General features: G+C 58.3%; 19 protein-coding genes. 1 reads left to right on the forward strand and 18 read right to left on the reverse strand.

Annotated features, from left to right (window positions below; all coding sequences use genetic code 11):
* Positions 1-2 precede the first annotated feature (2 nt).
* From NGM28_RS15290 to pilL2, 10 genes are all read right to left on the reverse strand, one after another.
* Entirely contained in the window at positions 3-701 is a 699-nt protein-coding gene (locus NGM28_RS15290; protein WP_286089003.1) for a CatB-related O-acetyltransferase, read from the reverse strand.
* Between the two features lie 141 nt (positions 702-842).
* A complete protein-coding gene (gene pilV, locus NGM28_RS15295) occupies positions 843-2,021 on the reverse strand; it encodes a shufflon system plasmid conjugative transfer pilus tip adhesin PilV (protein ID WP_252090653.1) in 1,179 nt (392 codons plus the stop codon).
* Positions 2,011-2,955, reverse strand: a complete 945-nt coding sequence (locus tag NGM28_RS15300) for an ATPase, T2SS/T4P/T4SS family (protein WP_252090654.1) — start codon at positions 2,953-2,955, stop codon at positions 2,011-2,013. The genes pilV and NGM28_RS15300 overlap by 11 nt, the downstream gene beginning before the upstream one ends.
* Positions 2,956-2,966: 11 nt before the next feature.
* Entirely contained in the window at positions 2,967-3,482 is a 516-nt protein-coding gene (locus tag NGM28_RS15305; RefSeq protein ID WP_252090655.1) for a type 4 pilus major pilin, read from the reverse strand.
* Between the two features lie 22 nt (positions 3,483-3,504).
* On the reverse strand, positions 3,505-4,671 hold the full coding sequence (locus tag NGM28_RS15310) for a type II secretion system F family protein (protein WP_252090656.1): 1,167 nt from the start codon (positions 4,669-4,671) through the stop codon (positions 3,505-3,507).
* Complete coding sequence (locus NGM28_RS15315; protein ID WP_252090657.1) at positions 4,664-6,202, reverse strand: GspE/PulE family protein; 1,539 nt, start codon at positions 6,200-6,202, stop codon at positions 4,664-4,666. The genes NGM28_RS15310 and NGM28_RS15315 overlap by 8 nt, the downstream gene beginning before the upstream one ends.
* A 12-nt stretch (positions 6,203-6,214) precedes the next feature.
* Entirely contained in the window at positions 6,215-6,733 is a 519-nt protein-coding gene (pilP, locus tag NGM28_RS15320; RefSeq protein WP_252090658.1) for a type IV pilus biogenesis protein PilP, read from the reverse strand.
* The gene (pilO2, locus tag NGM28_RS15325; RefSeq protein WP_252090659.1) at positions 6,723-8,048 is read right to left on the reverse strand and encodes a type 4b pilus protein PilO2; all 1,326 of its coding nucleotides are present in this window, start codon (positions 8,046-8,048) and stop codon (positions 6,723-6,725) included. The genes pilP and pilO2 overlap by 11 nt, the downstream gene beginning before the upstream one ends.
* A 12-nt stretch (positions 8,049-8,060) precedes the next feature.
* Entirely contained in the window at positions 8,061-9,776 is a 1,716-nt protein-coding gene (pilN, locus tag NGM28_RS15330; protein ID WP_252090660.1) for a PilN family type IVB pilus formation outer membrane protein, read from the reverse strand.
* Positions 9,773-10,912 (reverse strand): PFGI-1 class ICE element type IV pilus protein PilL2, encoded by a 1,140-nt coding sequence (gene pilL2, locus NGM28_RS15335; RefSeq protein WP_252090661.1) that lies wholly within the window; start codon positions 10,910-10,912, stop codon positions 9,773-9,775. Before pilL2 ends, pilN begins: the two co-directional genes overlap by 4 nt.
* Positions 10,913-11,274: 362 nt before the next feature.
* Between pilL2 and NGM28_RS15340 the strand changes: the two genes are divergently transcribed.
* Positions 11,275-11,925, forward strand: coding sequence for a Cthe_2314 family HEPN domain-containing protein (locus tag NGM28_RS15340; protein ID WP_252090662.1), 651 nt, complete (start codon positions 11,275-11,277; stop codon positions 11,923-11,925).
* Positions 11,926-11,968: 43 nt separating this feature from the next.
* Here NGM28_RS15340 and NGM28_RS15345 read toward each other — a convergent pair whose 3' ends face one another.
* The 8 genes from NGM28_RS15345 to NGM28_RS15380 form a co-directional block, all read right to left on the reverse strand.
* Positions 11,969-13,936, reverse strand: coding sequence for a DEAD/DEAH box helicase (locus NGM28_RS15345; RefSeq protein ID WP_252090663.1), 1,968 nt, complete (start codon positions 13,934-13,936; stop codon positions 11,969-11,971).
* Between the two features lie 686 nt (positions 13,937-14,622).
* Entirely contained in the window at positions 14,623-14,952 is a 330-nt protein-coding gene (locus tag NGM28_RS15350) for a DUF6388 family protein (protein WP_252090664.1), read from the reverse strand.
* Between the two features lie 237 nt (positions 14,953-15,189).
* Complete coding sequence (locus NGM28_RS15355; RefSeq protein ID WP_252090665.1) at positions 15,190-17,100, reverse strand: DNA topoisomerase; 1,911 nt, start codon at positions 17,098-17,100, stop codon at positions 15,190-15,192.
* Between the two features lie 119 nt (positions 17,101-17,219).
* Positions 17,220-17,417: a CrpP family ICE-associated protein gene (locus NGM28_RS15360; protein WP_252090666.1), complete on the reverse strand. Its 198-nt coding sequence runs from the start codon at positions 17,415-17,417 to the stop codon at positions 17,220-17,222.
* 414 nt (positions 17,418-17,831) lie between these two features.
* Positions 17,832-18,218: a hypothetical protein gene (locus tag NGM28_RS15365; protein ID WP_252090667.1), complete on the reverse strand. Its 387-nt coding sequence runs from the start codon at positions 18,216-18,218 to the stop codon at positions 17,832-17,834.
* 197 nt (positions 18,219-18,415) lie between these two features.
* Positions 18,416-18,928, reverse strand: coding sequence for a single-stranded DNA-binding protein (locus NGM28_RS15370; protein WP_252090668.1), 513 nt, complete (start codon positions 18,926-18,928; stop codon positions 18,416-18,418).
* Between the two features lie 13 nt (positions 18,929-18,941).
* On the reverse strand, positions 18,942-19,457 hold the full coding sequence (locus NGM28_RS15375) for a DUF3158 family protein (protein ID WP_252090669.1): 516 nt from the start codon (positions 19,455-19,457) through the stop codon (positions 18,942-18,944).
* Positions 19,458-19,483: 26 nt separating this feature from the next.
* On the reverse strand, positions 19,484-20,209 hold the full coding sequence (locus NGM28_RS15380; RefSeq protein WP_252090670.1) for a PFL_4669 family integrating conjugative element protein: 726 nt from the start codon (positions 20,207-20,209) through the stop codon (positions 19,484-19,486).
* Between the last annotated feature and the right edge of the window lie 618 nt (positions 20,210-20,827).

Below are 20,827 nucleotides of genomic sequence, written 5' to 3' on the forward strand. Positions count from 1 at the left end.
CGCTATAGGGTGTGGTGTGCTTTGCGCTTTGCAATATGTAGTTTGGAGTATTGTGCTTGTGGTAGCGATGAATTACTTTCGATCGCCTCGAGGAAACTCTCTGGGTTATTGAGGGGAAGGGTTCTGAGGAAGTTCAGCTCAAGGTTCCACCATTCGGTTTGGAGTAGCCGTTGAATGATTTCTGAGCTGTGGCGGTATTTGATGATCTTTGCTGGGTTTCCGCCAACTATCGCGTAGGGTGGTACGTCGCTAGTGACAAGGGAGTTTGTAGCAATAATTGCTCCAGTGCCAATGGTCACGCCTTCCAGAATTGTAGCGCCATGGCCGATCCAAACGTCATGCCCTACAGTGACCCAAGATAGAGGCGCTGAATAAGACAGCTCCCCTGTTACATACTGGAATGGATGCGTGCTCACCCAGTCTGCGGGGTGTGTATGCTTTTCTTGACCGAGTGTGCAGTCAGACCCTATAGAACAGAAACGGCCGATCTCAGAGACGACGGACAATTTGGTCCCACTCCTGATATACGAGTGCGCGCCAATCGTCAACGAAGGGGGCTCTACACTGATGTGCCCAAGGCTCACTCCCTCCTCAATGGTTGCACAGGCTCGAGAGCTGAAGGAGTTAGTGCCCCCTGCGGCCTTTCCCCCCATTTTTCGGAACGCTTTCTTAAACTTGGTTTCTTTGAGTATCTTAAGCATGTCTCTGATCGCACCACGACTGTAGAGGGTAGTGTTAACAAGCCTCCTGCACCTCAAAAAGCTCTTTTTCCACCCGTCAGCAGAATGATGTGCCTTTGACTCGGTAGAGTCGGACCTGCTGCTGCATCAATAGAGTTCCAGTCACCGGGTGCAGACACCAACTCCATAATATCGGTCCGCAAAATAATTGCTGTTTTGTCCATATACGCCAGAGGATGATTGGAGAGTGTAGCCGCTGGGGCACACTGGTACGCAACTAAGCCAGTTGTTCATCACGCAGTTGACGACTAAGAAGTCTGCTGCGCCGGCTGATTTCCAAGCGCTGGATTGACAAGAGGGCGTTAGACACTGACAGGTGAGAGGGGCACCGAGAGTGGTTTTTGACTGAATACCAATCTTAGGGCACGCTTGACCTTCAATAGCTGTGCTTTCAATGTCTAAGTATTCTCCTACAGTTACACGTCCGTCAGCCTGCAGCGTTCCGCCGCGGATTTTTCCTCCCGTCAGCAGGCCCTTGTCATTCAATACTCTGACCCAGTCAGCATCGGACTGGTAGATGCCCCCGCCCCATTTTCCATTGACCCACCCAGTGTCGTTCTGACTTCTGAACCAGCCGTCACTGGTGATGATGTCACTTGTCGCTTTTACCGAACCTGCGTTGTTAACGTCGTTGCCCCCCATGTCGATAGCAGTGTTCATCCGGTTGTACTCAGGGTGGCCCGGCACCGCGTTGCGGTAGAGATAGTCGTTGGCCAGGACTCCGTCCATCAAAAATAGAGCGCTCGCGGTATGGCCCTGCCCTGGGTTGATGCCGTAGTTGCTCAACGCGACCTCCCAGCCTCCACGTATGCCTTGGATCACCCCGGGCTTGAGCGCTGAAATGAACCCCCCCGGCCCACCCAGATGCTCAGCGATCGTGCGGATGCCAAGCTCAGGGATTACCTGGCCACCGGTGGTCACCACAATGGCTTCCAGCTGATTGGCGTTAAGCCGTCTGGCCAAGCCTACGATGGTCTGGCCGAAACTGTTGGTTGAGCTGAAGCCTGCCGGCAGATACTTCGTGTTCAGCATCATGTCCACGGTGACCTGCACGGGTGTGGTCGGGCCGGCGTTGTTGAGCACCACTGAGAAGTTGTCTTTCAGGTACTTGGCAAATGCATCAGCCACGGTCCGCTGTTGTTCGGCGGCGATTCTGTAGTCCTGCTGGTTTCCAAAACTAAGCATCCACCAGCCCGCGAGAGAGAGCATGATGCTCAGCACGATCAGGCCGAACAGCCCATCGATGGTAAAGAAGCCAGCTTGCCCGCGTTTACTGGCCATGCCAGAGACTCCTGTTCGATTGTGTGACGATGTCTTGCTCAATCATCTGAAGGTGTCCGCTGCGGATCTTCTCGCGGATGGACGGTGCGTCATCCTGGTTGAGCAACAGGGTTTGGAGCGTCAGCCGTGGCTGTCCGTGGTCAGGGCGGTGCAAGGTTTGGTGGATCACCGCCGTCAGCCCCTGGGAGAGCACCTCCATGGCATTGGGCATGACGGGCTCGGCGAGCACGGACAGCCGCTTGATGGCTCCTCCTATGCTGCCTGCATGTCCCGTAGAAATAATGAGATGGCCGTTGATGGATGCCTTGATGACCTCAACCGCCGTAGCTGTGTCCCGCACCTCTCCGACCAGGATGAGGTCTGCACGTGTGCGAAGGGCTCGGATCAGGGTTTCTGAGTAACCGCCCTGGATTCGGGAGACTGGCAACTGGATGCAACGGCCTGGGCCATGCTCGCCCTGCAGGAGGGTTTCTGGCGGATCCTCGACGGTCAAGCCCAGGCCCCCGAGTGACGTCAGGCGAGCCTTGACCGCCGAAGCTGCACTGCTGGTCTTTCCTGTCCCCATCTCTCCGGCGAAATACACGAGGCCTCTGGTTTCCTCTGCGAGCAAGCAATCGTAGATGTGATCCGGTAACCCAAGATCCTCGAGGGGGATGATGGTTGCTCTTGAGCGGTTGAGTACGAAAAACGGCTTGGTGAAGACATCTAGGTTGTACGTCACCCGCAAGAGCACTCGCTCCTCAAGCACGAGGGCGAACTCAGGCTCACGTGTCGTCTCGTACTGATGCAGACACTGTGCCCGAAGCTCCTGAATCTCGGTCAACCATTCCGTAGGAACGGGGGCCTTGCGGGGCTGGCCGGCCAGCCCCTTCACATCGGCAAATTCGTGGCCAAGGTAGAGGTCCACGAAATCAGCATCTGCAATTAAGCTCACGCCGTCGGCCTTCAGTAAGTGGTCCAGGAGATCGAGTTCATGTCATTGGAGCAGCTAGTTGTTGCGGTGGCCGGAAGCACTTCGCCGAGGTTTGCCGAACCTCCGTTAATGTAGGTGGTGGTTTGCTTGTCCTTTGCGATCTTGGTCGTCAGCGTGATGCAGGCTGCTTTGGGCACGTTGCTCTCGGAGAGAGTGAAGGTCATGCCATTGCTCACAAGTGTTACGGCACCGCTCCACTGATTCGTCAGGGTGGTGCCCGAAACGCCCATGGAGCCAGTCCCGTCGATGGCGATCAGCGAAGGGACCAGGTTGGTCCCGGAGGTGCCATATCCAGACGACCCCTTCAGCTTCTTGGCGTTGCTGATGATGGTGGTGATGTTGCTTTGTTCTACAGCGGCATCAGAGCTGCCGAGCATCTTGTAGCCGATCCAGGCGATGAAACCCAAAGCGATGGTGATGAGCATGATCCACATGACGCCGTCGATGGACAGGAAGCCACGTTGGTTTTTCGGGGTAGAGAGTTTCATTTGTTGCCTCTGGGCTGTGTGCTTAATGTTGGATTGAGTCCATCAGGCCGATGGCGAGCTGGAAGATGCCGATCATGACGAAGATCATGAGCAGACCCATGATTACTGCGGATATGGCTGTAAGGGACTTTGAGATTGTTTCAACGCGCTTGAGCATCTGCTCTAGCCACCGATTGGCGAACCGTTCCATCGATGTGGCAAAGCTTTGTCGGGTGGCCAGGACCTGAAGGAAATGAATGGCCATCTGGTCAGGGAACTGGTGCCCGGCCAACTTGAGTGCAGTGCCGAAATCTTTACCCGAGCTGACGCCGTAGTTGATGGCGTCGATCCTCTCTCGCAGCCAGGGCGACGCGCTGCGGCTGAGGATGCTGAGTGCGCTCAGCTGGCCGACGCCGGCGCGGAGCATCACCGACATGTTCAGCAGGAAGATCGAACCATGCAGGACCTTGTAGATCGACCAGGGTGGAATACACTCGAGCCGCATCCTGGTGGTCTGCAGTACCAGGCTGAGCTGGGTTTTCCAGACCGGGCTGTTGGGCCGAACCTGCAAGCCGCAAAAGTATGGGAGCGTCACGAACGAGACGACGATCAAGGTCAGCACTACCGCAACAATCGCCAGACCGTAGTGCGTGATCAGGTTGGAAAGGGCGTACAGCAGCCTTGGGATTCCGGTCCACAGCTCGGGGTCTTGGCGCTGAGACATCGACGGCACCATCCAGGTGGCGATGACATACAGCAGTACCCCCATGAGGCTCCATGAAATTGAAGGAAGCGCTACGACTGAGATGACCAAGCGAGCAATGCGTTGGCGGGCCTCGATGAGCCGGACACAATCCCGGAACGCCCCTACCAGGTTACCGGTTTTCTCCCCGGTCTCGACCAGGGAGGCCTCGTCATAGGGCAAATGGCTCCTGCAGGCATCCGCGAGTGACTTACCACCCCGCACGAGCATCGCCACCTGGCCACAAATGACTGAAACAGGGTGCATCGTAGTACCGTCGCTGCTGAATGCCTTGGCGACGGTCTCTAGCGCTTCCTCGATCGCAATCCCGTCTTCGAGCACACCCAACAGGCTCTCGTAGAACTGGATTCGCTCGTTCTTCCCAAACTGCTTGGCGTAGAAGGTGACTACCCAGCCCTGTGCGGCCTCACGCACGCCGGTCCAGAAGTCCTGGAGCAACTCAAGCATCGGACTGCTCCATCAATTGTCTGTCGAAGTCGAGCGGCCCAGCAAAGAGCTCGGCGTCACGTGGGTCCACAATCCCGTTGGTGACTTTCATGATCCCGTGGGCAATCTTGGTGATGCCGCCCATCTCGTGGACCCAGTACCTGCGCGCCGCGCTTGCGCCGCGCTGGGTGAACGTTTCCATGAGCTTGACGTTGGTCAGCAAGGTTTCGGCGATAACGGTGCGATCGACGACACCGAGGTTCCTGCACTGGCTGCAGCCTTCACCGACCAGGTTGACTTGGTCGACGATCTGCAGTTGCTCCAATCGGGCGAAGAGATCGCTACTGATGCCGTGTGTATTGTCTCGAAGTGGAATCCGGCAGGCGGGGCAGAGAACCGGTACCAACGACTGGTTCACGATCCCCGTGGTCAGTTGTGGGTCGGTGACGAGGTAATCAGCCACACCCATATCAATAAGGCGTTGGATGGAGGCGATTGCATTGTTCGTGTGCAGCGTCGACCAGCTCTGGTGGCCGGTCATTGCACCGGTGTATGCAGCCCGGGCCGACGCCAGGTCACGCAGCTCGCCGTACATGAGCACATCGGGGTCAAGCCGAACTGCGTTTGTGATGGCGTCACCCCAAGTCTCGCCTGGGTAGATCGGTGACTGATTAGCCTTGAGCGGATACTCAGGTGGATGCTCGAGTGTGAGAATGTGTCGGGAGCCACCAGTTTCTTCGTACAGCGTGTTGAGATTGACCTGCAGGGTCTTGGATTTGCCGGATCCTGTTGGTCCAGTGATCAGGTTTAGCCCAAAGGGAAGACGTCGCAGCCTGCGGAAGTGCTCGGCCTGCTGAGGCAGGAAACCTAGTTCTTCGAAGCTTTGCTTTGATGTGTCGTCGTACAGCAAACGCATCACCATCAGCGGGCCATCCACCAACGGCCGCGTTGCGACTCGAGCACCATACAGGCCCAACTGGTCGACGAACTTGCGGCTAACCCGGGCATCCTGAGCGATGTGGGGCTGGTAGTAGTCGCCCGCGACATCACACATGCTGTTGTACAGCGCAGCACAGAACTCACGGCCTACGTCGCTCTTTTCCTGACGCACCTCCTGCAGGACGCCGAAGAGCCGGTACTCGATCCGAGTGACATCGTGCGAAACGACAATGTGAATATCACTGGCGCCGCGGCGGTGGGCGTCCCCCATGAACTCCACCACCTGGGCTTGGCGCTGGGTCTCGACAAGGGCCTTTGTGCCCGTCGACGTCGAGGCCTGGTACAGCGCTCTGATCTCCGTCATCGATGCGGAGATAACCTCGAAGTCGATCTCCTTGAGGTCCAGTTGGTCCATGAATGACATGACGTAGGGGTCGCGGACGTGCTGGGGAGATACGTACAGCTTCCCATCGGCGGTCAGGGCAAGGACTTGGCGTAAGTCGTCTTTGATTGGATGAGGACCACCTGGTGCGGTCAGCACCGCCGCTGGCAACGGTGCCAAAGGCAATTCGACAGCCTTTAGGCCGACTGGCTCAGTGGATAGATCAGTCATGGTCAATGCTCCTCAGGGTTGTCCAGGGATGAGGCCTGGCAGGCTAGGCTGTGGTTGAAACACTCCCACCCGATTACCGAACCCCAGGGGGAGTCGTTTTCCATCCTTGCCCACAACCACCCCGTCGAGAGTGATCTGTTGGACCCGGAAGCCATCCGGCAACTCGCTGCCTGGCTTGGCATCGATCACGCTGCCGTCGCTGTAGACCAGGCTGGCCCGCAAGTTCAGCCCGGACCCACTGATTTCCTTCACGACCGGCAAAGCCGGTTGGCGAGGGCTTGTGAAGGTAGGTGTGGACGATGGATAACCTTGCCCGGGGAACAGAGTCGCTGCTTGCTGAGGCTCAGGCAGGGGGCCGGCCGCTTCTCGCTCTGCTTTGGTGCGCTCGGCTTTAGCCTTGAGCAAGATGGTCTCGCTTTGCACCCTGCCCAGTTCACCGACGCTGATACCGGAAAGACCGGATTCAGCAGCTTGTGCGCCCGCGATCGGCAGTAGTAGCGACAGCAGAACCAGGCTGAGGTTATTTTGCATACAGGACTCCTGTGACCGACCAGATCAGGTGGTCGGCCTTGTATTCGGTTTTGATCTCCTGAAGGCGTAGCCCTTGGGTCGGAGCGCCATTGAAGGAGTCGTAAGGCAGAACGCCGGTGGTGTACGACAGCTGGTACTGCTTCCACTGAGGCGGTGGTGGTGGAGGTGGCGCGGGTTGGCCTGGCAGAGCCGGTTCCTGAGGCATCACCACCGGCATTGGTTGCAGCTGCGGTTCCTGGGAGAAACTGTGAAACCAGGTGGTCAAGGCCTCGAGAGCGTCATTGGCGTCGACCAACGGATCATCACCTGCGGCGCTGGTGGAAATATCGAACCTCAGTGTTGCGGCATTACCTTGTTCAGCGAACTCTGGGCGCATGGAGAAGTGGTTGACGGCGGCATTCGCAAGGCTGAGCGCATTGCTGTTGCCTTCCCGGCGGTAAGCCGCGACGACTTGTGAGCCATTGCAGTCAGCTTTGTCGAATGACCACCCCTGAATGTTGAGGGGGAGCTGGTACATCACCAGGCTGCAGGCCTCGACGAAGTCAGTGACAGAGGGTTGTTTCGCCCAGGGGTGTTCAAGCGCTTGCAGGGGCTGCTGCGTGCCGGTTTGCTTCTGCAGATCGGCCAGAGCTTCAAGGCGCTTCTTCTCTGCCTCAATCGCCGCTCGACGGGCAATCTCCGCTTGATGCGATTTCCACTGGGACCAGGCCAGCAGGCCGCCACCGATTAGGATAAGCACCAGGAGCAGCTGGGCCAGCTCTGATTTGGACATACCGAAAACGAGCGGACGTAGCCGATACTCACGCTTGAGCCGAGATGGGTGAAGTAGCTCCTCTATATCGAAGAGCTCCCCCCCCATGGAAAACTCAGTGGGGAGAAACTCGCGCTCGAACTGAATCCCGCGACTGCGCTGCTGCAGAACGCGCTTGCGGACCTCGGTTGCAGTGCCGATCAGGTCGCAGCCCGGGATGATTCGGCCCTCATGGACGGCGACGATGGCGTAGCGGTCCTGGTCAGCGTCGACCGGCCAGGCGGCGATCCACGAGTCCCCCAGTTGGCCGGCCAAAGTGGCGGCCAGTGAGTACATGCCCTTGTTGACGTCCGAGGTGCGGGACACAAAGCCCGCCTGGATCATGAGAGAGGTCCTGCGAATCGCGACGATGTCCAGGCTGTGCTCCTGGCCGTATTGCCGCGCCTCTTTCATGTAGCTCGTCATATTGCCCAGGGGAATCCAGAGCATGCCGGTCACAAAGACGCGCCCGCGGTACTGGATCGTCTGTACCCGGCTTGAAGGCTTGGAAGTTTCCGTGTTCATCAGCACCACCAATTACAGGCTGTCCGGGAGGACGATCGGTGTCACCAGCACCACAAGGGCGCTGTGGGACGTCGAACGAGTCCTGCCGCCGCCCAAGCCGAAAAAGCTTGGGCTGCCTACGCCGGACTTGCGCGCGTCATCCCCGTTTTCGTCGAACCCGGTGAGGATCAGCGTCTCGCCGCTGCGCAGGCGGACCTTCGGCGCAACGTTCTTCGTGTCGTAGTCGGTGGTCTGGACCTTGGAGTCATTGCTCTCAAAGTCCTTGAAGATCGGCTTGCTGCTGATGCTGAGGGTGATCATCAGCAGCATGTTTTCCTTGTCCAGGAGCTTGGGGAGCAACATCATGTTGAAGCCGCTGGTGATGGTCGCAGGTGTCAGGGCGGTGCTAGATCCGACAGACGCGGTGGTGGTGGTCGAACTCGAGGCAACATAGCTCTGGACGTTACCGATCTGGATCGGTGCCGGCTGCAGGTTCAGCGTGGTCACCGACGGCGAACGCACTTCGGAAACGCGGCCTTGTTCCGAAAGCGCCTGCACGACGGCCTTGGAGCCTGCCCATGGGGAGCTGGAAGTATCCAGGATGCTACCGCTGGCTGAGATGGCCTCTGAGCTGATGCCGGCGACGGTGTTGCTCAGGCCGAAACCCCACTTTCCAGAGATGGACTTGTATACAGCGCTCCAGTTGACCGCAGTCTGGTCACTGTCGCTGAAGTTCACTTCGTAGACCTTGACGTTGAATAGCACCTGACGAGTGATGCTGCGGTTGGTCTCCTTCAGGTAGGCCGAAATCCGGCTAAGAACCTCTGGCCGATCGCTCACGGTGAGTGTGCCGGTTGAGCGAGAGAGGTACAGCCGCCCCGGGGGCTGCATGCTGAGCATGGCCTTGACGTTGCGTTCGATGTCGCTCATCAGTGACGTCTTGTAGGTGGACTTGGTGCTTTGGTTACTGCCTGATTCACCGGTGGCTCCCCCTGACGAAGTCGAGGAGCCCGAGTCGCCATTGCCGGTGGAGGTCAGCAGACCGGACTTGACGGTGCTCTCGATCTCCAACTCATCGCCGAATGTCCATACATCGAAGGTACGGGTATCGAAGTAGGTGATGCGTACGCCCTGCAGCTCCGGGTCGAAGTGCCACGACAGCCCCAGTCGAGAGGTCGCCTGGTTCAGCAGCCCGGAGACATTGCCGCTGTACTTCAGCCCGGAGATCAGCCCACCGCCGCTGAGGCCCAGGTCAAAAGAGGTTGCCCCCCCAGGCACGGCCCCGGCCATGCCGTTCGGCAGCAGGCCAGCCAGACTGTCAGGGTCCGGTGAGGTCGAGGGGGCCTCCCGCGTGGCACCGCCGGAAGGTTTGGATGAGAGTATCCCGGGGTTCAGCGCATCCGGCGCGACGATCACCTGCAGACCCGTTTCCTTGGTGATGAGCTGGGCCACGTCAGTGATCGACACTGGGCTCGTCGGCCGGTAGGCGACATTCCGATCCAGGTTGAAAGGTAATCCGCGCCTGGTCACCAGCGGCTCGGTGGAGACCCAGGGCTTGTTGCTGAACACGACCGTGTCACGGTTCAGCTGCGGCTGCTGGTTCTGCAGAAACTTGGTGTACTGGCTCGCCGAGCGGCCATCGAACTCAGCTCGATCGAACGACTCGTTGACTCGCTGTAGGGCGCAACTGCTTACCAGGGCTAGGGCCATCGGAGTCAGTGCCCAGCGGGCCCATGGAGACTTGATCATTTCTTCTTCCTCTCGGCGACGTACAAGACGCTCTGGGAGCCTTCGCTACCGTCGACTACGAAGGAACGCGGTGCATCGTCATAGAGCGGGAACAGCTGTTTGATGGCTTCCTGGAACGAGCCCTCAAAGTGCAGCGGTGCTTCGATCGGATAGTTGAGGTCTTCCTGGGCCCAGATCACTCGCCACCGGGCTTTCTTGGCCCAACCCTCCACGCTATCGCGCAGAGTTGATCCAGCTTCGGCCGTCCATACCTGGGGCAGCGGCCGGGGCGGTGGGGCGGGCTTGACCTCGATGGTCGGGGCCACCACTGCGGAAGTGGTGACGACAGCCGCTGGCTTGGATGCAGTGGGCTGGTTGGACACTGTCGGTGCCGGGGGCACAGGCGTCGAAGGTTTAGCCGCGGCGATCACCGTCGCAGCCGGGATAGAGCCATCCTTGGCAGGTGCCACTGGGGGGAACACGGGAGCCACTGGCGCGGGGACTGCGACAGAGGTTGTAGTCGTGGAGATTGGAGCGGGAGCAGGTACAGCGGCGACGACAACGCCCGACGTCGAGGTCGCGATGGCGGAGCTGGTGGAAGGACTCTGCGCTTTGTCGGCGTAGAGCTGCCCCGCCGGCGCCGATGGGATTGGCAATTGGTAGCCGGGGCGAAGCACGAAGCACACCTGACGGTTCACTTCATCGACTTTCACCTGCCAGGCCGGGCCAGCGAGGACCTGCAGGGTGTTGCGCAGAGTCATCGGGCCGAGCTTGTACTGGGCTGCCGGCAGAGGCCGGGTGTACAGGATGTTGACGTGCTGCGAGCTGGGTGGGCAGATGGCGTACCCTGACCGGTCGACCACGTAGAGCATGGCATCCCGAACACTGGGGTTCATGCTGGACGGTATGGTCACGTCGATGATCTGTGCCATCAGGTCGCGCTGGCTCGCATCGGGCTGGGTGCTCACCAAGGTGTAGCGGCCATACCGAACAACCGGTTCTTTCTCCGGGCTTGCTCCGTTCGGGTAGATGTCCGGAGATAGCCATTCGGGATTACGGCTGCTATCGAACGCCGGCTTCGGCGGCTGCTCAGCCTTCTGAATCGCACAACCCGCAACGAGCGCGGCGAGCGAGAGAGTGGTCAACTGCCTGATCATGAGGCCCCCTGTAGTCATTGAGGGCAACGTTGACAGCCAGTAGCTTCCCGTGCAGCTGGAAATCAATATCTCGAAGGCCTAGATTTTTCGGCGCGTTTGATGAATTCCTGCAGTTGCTTGTTTTGGGGGCCTAGGCTTGGGCGCCCACCGGTACCTCGGCATCATGCATCAGGTTTTTGAGCCTATGCGAGACAGCGACTCAGGTGCTAAGTTACCCAGCATTCGTCTGAGCAGAGTCGTTATTAGCTCTTCCCCCAGTTTCACCTATCTCAAGAAGGAATGCCGAAATTCATTCAGAAAACCCAAATATCAAAAAACTTTTTCCGATGGTGACCTCGTCGCTATCCAAAGGTATAAATGCGTTGTCAAACGGTGAAAGCACTTACCAAGCATCAGCTGTTGAAACGTACTCCCAAGAAGTCTTCTCGAGAGTCGCTGAGATTGACAATGCATTCAAGAGCATAAATATCGCTCTTGAATACTTAAGCAAAAAAACGTACTCAGGCTCAGATTTTAACTTCTCTGAGCACCATGCGTTCCATATAGAAAATTTCCTACTGCGCCTTACCAGCGTGGTCGATCGCTCTTGTCTACTAGCAGGGTCTACCATGCTAATGGAAAACGGCGAGATTGAACGCCTAGGTGGTAATAAGAAAGTTCATAAGCAGTTATCGAGCTTCTCGCCTGAAGCGTTTTCAATTCTAAAGCGCATGGAGGATACTATTACTCACCTGAGAGTCCCTAGAAACAAGGTGGCGCATCAATCTGGGTTTTCTAGCAAAAACTTATGCATACTGCAAACAATTGAGAGCTCGGCGGTCGAGTCAATTTCAGTTAAAATGATTACAGATATTATGTCTTATGATGAAATCAAAGACATCGTGGTAGCAAACTCACTTGAGCAGTTTAAGTCCGTCGCTATAGCCTTGGATAAGTTGGTCGCCGAGCTAATCGATAGCCTCTCATTCGTATATTCCGGGATAATAAATAGCCCTCAAGGAAACACAAGGTAACCGACTCCCCTTCCAGTCAACAAGGTCAACTGCACCGTGGGCTTTACTGACTGATAGTCGCGGCGAGCATAGCCTTGGCCAGCGCGTCCTGCTGCTCTTCTGGCTCAATGAGCTCCAAGCTGACTTGACGCTTCGCTAAGAGCATCTGCCACAGTTGTTGGTCGATGCTGTTCTCTACCAGCGGGATTTTCACGATCACCGTCCTGAGTTGGCCGTTTCTATACGCGCGGTCTTCGGCTTGGTCCTGCTGCCCTGGTGTCCAAGGAAGGCCCAGGAAGAACACGTAGTTGGCGGCCGTGAGGTTGTTTCCAGTCCCTGCGGCTTGGGTGGTGCAGATGAAAACCCTGCATTCTGGATCGCCCTGGAACTTGTCGATTGCCTTCTGACGTTTGGTGAGCGAGTCACTGCCGATCAGGGTGACGTTACCGATACCAGCCTCATCGCACAGTTCCTTGAGGCGCGCCACAGTGGGCTTGAACTCGCAAAACAGGATGACCTTGTCCTCCGGGTCCAGCTCGCCGAGCAGGTCCATAGCGACACGAACCTTCACCTGCTCGAGGTAGTGGCGAAGCGCGCCGAGCCTCGCAAAGATCGGCCTATCCTCTTGCCGGATACTGTCGTACTTCCGACGCTCCTCAACCCCCATGGCCACGGCAAGCAACTGCCGTTGCTTGCCCTTGAGTCCTGGCAGGACGTCTTTGCGTCGGCGAAGCATCCAGTCGCCCAGCTCCGCACGGAGGTTTTGCCGGAACTCCGGGCTGCCGGCGAAGCGCTCGCAGAAGTCGCTGAGGGGGAGCTGGCCGATGGGGTGGCCCGATAGGCGCAGTAGGGTGTGTAGCTCCGTCTCACGATTGAGCACAGGCGTGCCGGTCAGCAGGTAGCGATTTGGCACCTTAGCCGCAATATCGAAGCCATGGCGGGTACGCTCGGCGGTCGGCTCCTTCAGTTGGTGGGCCTCGTCGACCACCAGGACGTGGTAGTGCTCTGCCAACAACACATAGTCGCCGAGGCGCTCGTAGTTGATCAGCATCCATTGGGCGAGGGGGTCATGCTTCTGTAGGGCGATCGTCGCCTCAGGGTAGACCGCCAAGACTTCTCGCTGCCAGTTGATCAGCAACGAGGATAGGGTAACGACAAGGATAGACCGACCGGCCGCACTGATGTGCGCAGCGATGACGGCCTGGCGTGTCTTGCCGAGGCCCATATCGTCAGCCAGTAGCGCGCTGGTGCGCTGGAGCAGGTGAGCGATGCCTGCAGGCTGGTGATCAAGCAGGGAGTAGCCGACCAGGGCCAGGGCGATCGCGTCGTCAGAGAAGTCGGTGCGCTCGATCGGCGAGACGGCAGCGAGGTAGATGTCGTTGGAGGTTTCTTCCCCACTGGCGGTTGCCGAGGCTTCTTGCGGAGCGCCGCCCAGGCTGATGCGCGGAATATCAGCCGCCGGGACGACAGAGCCATCACCCAGGAGCTCTTGCACCACATCCAGGATCTCGAACTGCTCCTCCACCAGGCCTAGCTCCAGGATCAAGTTGCTGCGCAGGATCTCGGCGGTCGCATTGATGCGCCAGGAGCTTGATCGACCCAGGAATACTCCGCGCATCCGGCGTGCGACGGCGACCACACCCGGGTGGTAGTCACCTGACAGCAGTACACCGCCGTCGGCCAGCGGCGCGATGCGCAGCAGCATCCCCCAGGTGAAGGCGTCTCGGCGAGGAGCACTCAACGCGGACTCGATCTTCTGGCGGAAGGCCTGCCACGACTCTGTGACCTTGCCACCGGCCAGCTCGATCAGCTGGTGGTAGACCAGGTCCAGCTCGTCGATGAGCTTGGCCTTGGGCACGCGCCAATAACGGCAGAGCGGATGGTCGCCGCGGCGGATATAGAACCCGCTGCGGCCGAGCATGACTTTGTTTGCACCTTCGATGTAGGGCATGAGGATGCCCATGTCGTAGCCGTCAAACACGGCGCCCTCGAGCAGCGAGGGTTGGCTGTTCAGTAGGCGTGGTCGCTTCATCAACCAGGCCTCATGATCAGGACAATCCAGGTACTGACGATGTTGTTTGACAGGTCACTTGTGGCTATAGACATATGCTCGCTCCAGATGAAGCGAGCAGGGTGCCGAGCTATACGAGTTTGGGGTAGGAGATAAAGATAATCCGGTGGAGAAGAATTAGGGGTGTGCATCGCCCCTGTTTGCGCAGGAGCTCCCGGAGTTCATAGTGGCAGCATGATCGATGACTAGTGAGAGTTAACTGGGAACCCATTGGCAATCACTGCTCTGACCGCCGCATCATAGCCGTCAAATGGGTACAATGGCCATCCAGACGGCGAGCAGAATCCCTCGCGACGTTCTTGTTCAAACTGCGAGTGCCAAGTATCTCCAGCCTGGAAAATCCAACCAGAGAGTCCCGTGTCCAGAAACTGGTCGTGGGTAATATCGATTATTAGGCCGTCAACCTCGTACCAGGCATGTGATGCGTTGGGGTCGAGAAGCGGGTGTCTCGTGCCACAGATGTATGTCCCCTTGAGTTGCAGCGTCTCCCAGATGACCCTTCCAACGATGTCCGATGCAACGCCGCAGGAGCCACATGGAAAGCCTTTGAACGTAGAGCCACGAGTCTCCCTGAGGCTCAGTAAGCCTCGCCTGCATGCGTCCGCAATTGTCTGGAGCTTTAAATGGTCAATAGATTTGTTCACTGGTTACTCCACAATGCGGTTGACCTTCTTATATTCTTCCCAATCCATTCCGAGCGCCTCGGCAAACTCATGATGACGTTTTAGACGCCACTCTTGCGCTTGCTGAGGAGAGTCCGCGACCAGGTGGATCACAAACTCGTCAAGATCTAGACCTCGTTGCTGGGCTGCCTGGGCGAATATCTCAATCCGTTTTATTTTTTGGAACTCTTCGACCGTCACACCGCATGCTTCAATTACACGAGGGTTCACCAACTCAACCTGAGCAAGTGCATGCGGATTATCAGCAAAAAACTTATCTCGAGCCGCATCATAACGCTGTTCGTAGCTAGGCATCTTCAACCCCAGGGTCATAGTCAACGGTGCAGCGCTGTCAGAGATGTGAATGGATCTCCCCACCGGCCACCAGAACCGTGGGTGGGTTAGAGGGCGCTGTTGGGTATGTATTGTACCGTGGATTCCGGGATTCTCGATCTCAAGTTGTGGGCGGTCTATGGTGCTCAAAACGAGGCTCTACAATTCGCCTTTAGGTCGCTCTCCTATGGCCTGTGACCAAAGGAGGTGTGATCCCTATTACATACCTCTGGGCTTGGACATATCGGGCACGCCCTTGATCGAAGGGTAGCTAACCTTGCAGTTGTTCGCCCTGTAGCCGGTACATCCCCAGAAGTCGTAACCCCCATCACCGCGCTTCTGGCGGCGGGCCAATGGCATCCCGCACTTGCCGCAGGAGGGGCTGTCATGGGCGCTTGATGAGGCTTCTGGGGACCGCGTTTTCATCGCCACTGTGGGCGCTTGGCGGAGGGCTGCGAGCTCCGTCTGCAGATGCTGATAGAACTTGGCGACCACTGAACCGTACTGTTCCTCCCCCCGAGCAATTCGGTCCAGGTCCTTCTCCAGCGTGCTTGTGAACGCCAGCTTGACGAAGCTGAAGCGGTCCTCCAACTGGTCGATGGTGCTCACGCCCAAGGGACCAGGGACCAACTTGCGTTTCTCCTCAACCACCAGGCCTTTACCGGTGATGTTCTTGACGATCGATGAAAACGTGCTGGGGCGCCCGATCCCCAGCCGCTCGAGCTCTTTGATAAGGCTGGCCTTGGTAAAGCGTGGCGGCGCCTTCGTCTTCTGGTTCAGCACCTCGCCCTGGAAGACGCTGAGGATCTGCTTGGGCTCGAGTACCGGTACAGGGTTCTTGGGAATGTCGGTCGACTCTTCATCCGTGTCGTCCTGCTGCAGAAGCTTCATCCAGCCGAGATAGGCCACAGTGCTGCCGGTCGCGGCGAAGCGTAACGGCCGCTGATCCGGCCCTCTAGCCAGCAGTTTTGCGGTGCGCATGTCGTAGATGGCGTCTGCGAGCTGGCTGGCCAGCGCCCTGATCCTGATGAGCTTGTACAGCGCTTGCTCATCAGGAGACTCGCCTGCGACTTCATCCTCCCACGCCGTTGGCGCAATTGCGGGGTGACCTTCCTGGGCGCTATCCGCCGCCTTGAACGTCCGGCGCTCGTTAACCACGTCGAGGCCTTGTCTGCTGGCCACAGCCTGGATATCTGGCATGGCCTCATCGGCCAAATTGGGGTTATCCGTCCGGTGATAGGTGATCACACCCTGCTCGTACAGGCGCTGCGCGACCTGCATGGTTTTGTCCGGGTCCCATTTCAACGCCACGCTGGCCGCCTGCTGCAGAGTAGATGAAATGAACGGTGGGGGGGGCGGACGCCGCTTCTTGCCGTCTTCACACGACTCGACGATTACTGCACGTGTCTCGGCAACCCTTGTCGCGAGCGTGCCGTCCTGAACGTAGGGGGTCTCTTTATTGGCGAAATCCGGGATCGGTTGCCACACCGCAGTCCAGTCCATACCGCTCGTGTCGTCCTTGAAGGTCAGCTCTACCCCGAAGTGGTGGACCACCTTGAAGTTCCTGATTTCGCGCTCACGCAACACCACCAGGTAGAGGGCAGGCGACTGGACTCTACCAGCGGATGTAGGTTGGCCAAGGACTCGTCGAAGCTCCTGCGTGACCAGATAACCCACCAGGCGATCAAGCACTCGCCGGCACTCTTGCGAGGCAACGAGCTGCCCGTTAATTCTCCGTGCGTTGGCCAGGCCCTCACGCACCCTGGCTTGGGTGATCTCGTTGAACGTGACCCGCTTGTACTCGCGGATCCCCAGTGTCTGCTGGATGTGCCATGCGATGCTTTCCCCCTCCCGATCAGGGTCGGTGGCGATGTAGACCTCTGTGGCTTCCTTGAGTGCTTTGCGCATGTTGCTGACGTTGCGGGCACTCTTGGGCAGGATTTCGTACACAGGACGAAGGGTCTTCAACACGCCAGTGGTGATCATTGTGTCGTCCTGGCCAGACTGGGGGAGGTCACGGATGTGGCCGCCAGAAGCCACCACCACCCAGTGCTCGCCAGGGCGGATCTTTTTCATCATGGGCCCAAGCTTCTTCAACTTGCCCGGTGCCTCGATGATCATGAGTTTCATAGGGTGCCCCTGAACAGTTAAATCATGGGGCACTCTTGCCGCCGACCGGGGACGGCACAACGCGAAATGGTCAACTGGAAGGGAGGGAATTCGGGAGGGCCAGGCCTACGGAGGAAGGGTCAAAAATTAAGGGTGAGCTGCTGGGAGCGCTTGTACCCTTTCAGCCAGGAGGCGAGCATGGCGGGGTGCTTGTATGGGCAGGCATACACGGGAAGCCCTTTCTTGGCGGCTTCCACCCCTGCAGCTTCTACCGCAGGATGGGGGTTGTTGAACTGGCGCCTATCCGCTTTTCGCTCTTGGGTAACTTCGCTCTGCATCGCATGTTCCTCCTCAGGGCCCCTGTTCCTGCCGGGCAGGTCACGCCCCAAACGATCTTGATACCGGTAATCCCACGCGATGCCGATTTTTTCGGCCTCAGCGCCTCAGTTCGATACAAGTTAGCAGCTGTAGGGCGGAGATGCCTTCAGGAAAGGCAATTTGCCAATGCGGCGATTTCGTATCTGCCCCTGACCTGGGCAAGCGCTGCTTGCAGCGCCCCTTCTGATACGACTTTCCGAACTCGTGCTGGGGGCTTTCCGAGTGCGCCTCCCCCGGCAGTCTTCGTCGACCGGAGTGACTCGGCATCAGACGCTACCCAAGAGTGGGCGGTCGCGGCGATCTGTCCTTGTACCCAGAAGCTTCACGAATGGCGCCTGAAAATCAGGCCCTAGGCCAATGACCGAATGCCACCGCTAGTGGGGAAGCATCCCAGAACGGTAGAGCGCCGACCATGCCAGCAGCGTCGCGCTGGGGGCCTCCAGTGCAGCACGCACCATCATTTCAGCGTCCTGGCCAGTGCTATCGTGAACCGCCTGGCCAAGTCGAAGAAGTGTCGTCGATACACCGGCATTTCGAGCCTTGGTCGCAAACTCATACTCCTTGGCCTGCCCATACTCGAGAGTGGCCGTAAAACGGGAGCGAAGCATTTCGATGGCCTCCACTTCGGCCTCAGGCAACAGGATGGACTCCCCGTCGAAAAAGACCTGGCGGACGCCATCGAGCGCCTGAACGGCGTCCATGTACCGCGATGAGTCTACTGTCGCCTTGACGGATGGATATTCCGGGTAGTCGTGGTGCATGCGGTGTTACCTCGAAGTGGAATGAGGAGCCGAGGGTCCGTCCTTGCCACCAGTGACTTCACGAACGGCGCCTGAAAAATCGCCTGCCAGGCTATGGTTAGATGCCACGGAGCGGCTTCATTGAAGGGAGGGGAAGCTCGAAGTGACATCCTTGTCACCAGGAGCTTCGCGATGTGGCGCGCCAAATTAAGGGGGGGTTACAGGGGGATGTCGTCGTCAAAACCGTCGCCGTAGTGGCGCATGTCTTCGGGGCTCGGCTGAGGAACGTTTTGAGCTTGGCCACCGTTGGTCTGGCCGCGTGCCTGCCCCTGCGGTTGATTGACCGGGCGCTGCACGCCGCTGCCGCCAGACAACGACACATGTTCGATCCGGTGTGGAAGAATCGCGATCCGGCTGGCTTCGACCTTGAGCGCTGACACCTCTTGGCCACTCTGCTTGTCCGTCCAGCTGTCCATGATCGCACGGCCGATCACCGCCACGCGCATGCCCTTCTGGAACAGAGCGGCGAACCGCTCGGCATCCGGATGCCACCATTCGACGTTCGCCCAGAAGCCGCCACGGTCCTTGTAGCCACCCTGGCCGTCAGGGATCGAGTTGTCGAACATCACATTGAGGCGCAGCATATGCCGCGGATCTTTGTTGCCGTTGGGGAACGACCGGTGCTCAGCAGCATTGCCGACGTTGCCTTCCCAAACTACTGGTGTACCCATGGTGTATCTCCGTTCAGTGTTGAGGTGGGTTCATGACCTGCTGCAGTCGAGCCTGATATTCGGCCTCGGCCTGCCCCATTTTTTCAGCGCACTCGGCGGCCTGTTTGCCGATGGAGTGGATGAGGCTGATCTGCATGTTCAGGGTGATACGGTGTTGCTCCAGGGCAAACAGATCCTGCAGCAAGTGGGTTGGTGTTTTGGGGGCGTGGACCATCTGAGCCCATACGCCGACACCCATGCGCCGGCCCTGCACGCTTTGCCAGCGAAGAAAGGTTGTGCCAGCGGCAGTGTTTTGCTCGATGAGCCGGACTGGAAGCAGGGCAAATGGATGTTGGCGAACCTGGGCCAGCACTACCTGGGTAAGGCCGCGCAATCCCGCTTCCAACGACGCGCAGTGCTCCGCCAACTGGACCAGTTCCCCCTTACCTTTAAAGGGCTTTAAAAGGCCTTTTAGTGAGGCACTCTGTTGCAGCCCTTGATAGGCACCCTGTTGCAGCGGTTTGAAGGCACCCTGTTGCAGTTCCTCCATTGGGCGGGTGTCCGAATACATGTAAGTCAGGCCTCGCCTTCGAGATCGTCATCCAGCTCTTCGATCAGACCTGTCGAGCCACGGCGGATAGGGGGGGCGAAGCTCGATCGGCGGGTGCCCTCCAGGATGTCCTGAGGAATGTCCCCGTAGCGCTGGTACATCTCGCGCGCGTTCTCGGCCCGGGCATTGTTGGCTGCGAAGTCGTCACGCGAGGCGCCGGAGAAGCGATGGAGCTGGGCCAGCCCAAAAAGACTGCGCAGCAGGTGGGCACCTTCATCGATCCAGATCTCGCCATCGCGGCGACCGATCATTGCGACGTGCTGAGCCAGCAGGATGCGGCGAACGACTTCGTCGTACTGAGTCAGCAGATGGACGCCCTTGAATCCCAACGGGTTGGAAATGAAGAGCGGCAGTTTCAGGGGCTGGATAGAGAGGTTCTCACCGATCTCGAGTGCCTTGGGCAACTGGGCCATCACTCCATCCAGACGGCTGTCGATGGCCTTGAGGGCATCGTCTACTTCCTGGATCTTCTCCTCGATCCTGATCATCCACCAGTCGGAGTAGGGGTCGTCCTGGGCCGACCCACGGTCGATCTGGTTGATCTTGGAGCAGAAGCCAGCCAACCCGAGGATGCTGTGCTTCTCATCGCTCTTCTGGCGACCCAGCCAAATTCGAGCGGCATGATGGGTGTGGAGAGTCAGCTGGACCTGGCTCCTGAGGGAGCCGATGTTGAGCTGATAGTTGTCAGCCATGGACATGGTTTCCTTATATAAGGTGGGTGAACCATGTCCATGCTGCTTTCAGGCTGCTGGGGGCGCAGTAATAAATGAAGAACCCGGGGTGCTGGATTTGTCATTGTGGGCTCAACGGCGCCTGGGTGGTGTGGTCCGCACCACCGTGAAGTGTTGCCAGTGGCAACAGTCGGCAAGCCGTCGGTGCCGGTGAAGACCGCCTAGTAGTCGGCGCTGCTTGGTGTTGCCAGTGGCAACACTTTCAATTCCCCCACTGGTGACCACTTCCTTGTCCTAAGCGTTGGGGGCCGCGTTGGAGGTGTTGCCAGTGGCAACACTAGGTAAGCAAGCGGCGCCTTTACAGGTCTGTCGTGGTTGGCGGTACGTGGTGTTGCCAGTCGCAACACTCGGTGGATTTTCGGCGCCGATGAGTGGCTGGCTGCATCCCTGCGAGGTGGTGCCAGTAGAATCCCCCGCAAGTGTTCGTTGGGTCGGTACTCATCGAATGAGAATGAGAAATGAGCTCCAACCAGCGACGGAGATGAATGGGCCAAAAGGAACTCTTGTGACGGTAGATAATTTTCCGAAGACCTTGAGGAGGATGGCAGCTATGGCTGCACTTAGTAGTGCGCAAATCAG

This window comes from Pseudomonas sp. MWU13-3659 (genome assembly GCF_023757525.1).
GTDB lineage: Bacteria > Pseudomonadota > Gammaproteobacteria > Pseudomonadales > Pseudomonadaceae > Aquipseudomonas > Aquipseudomonas entomophila_E.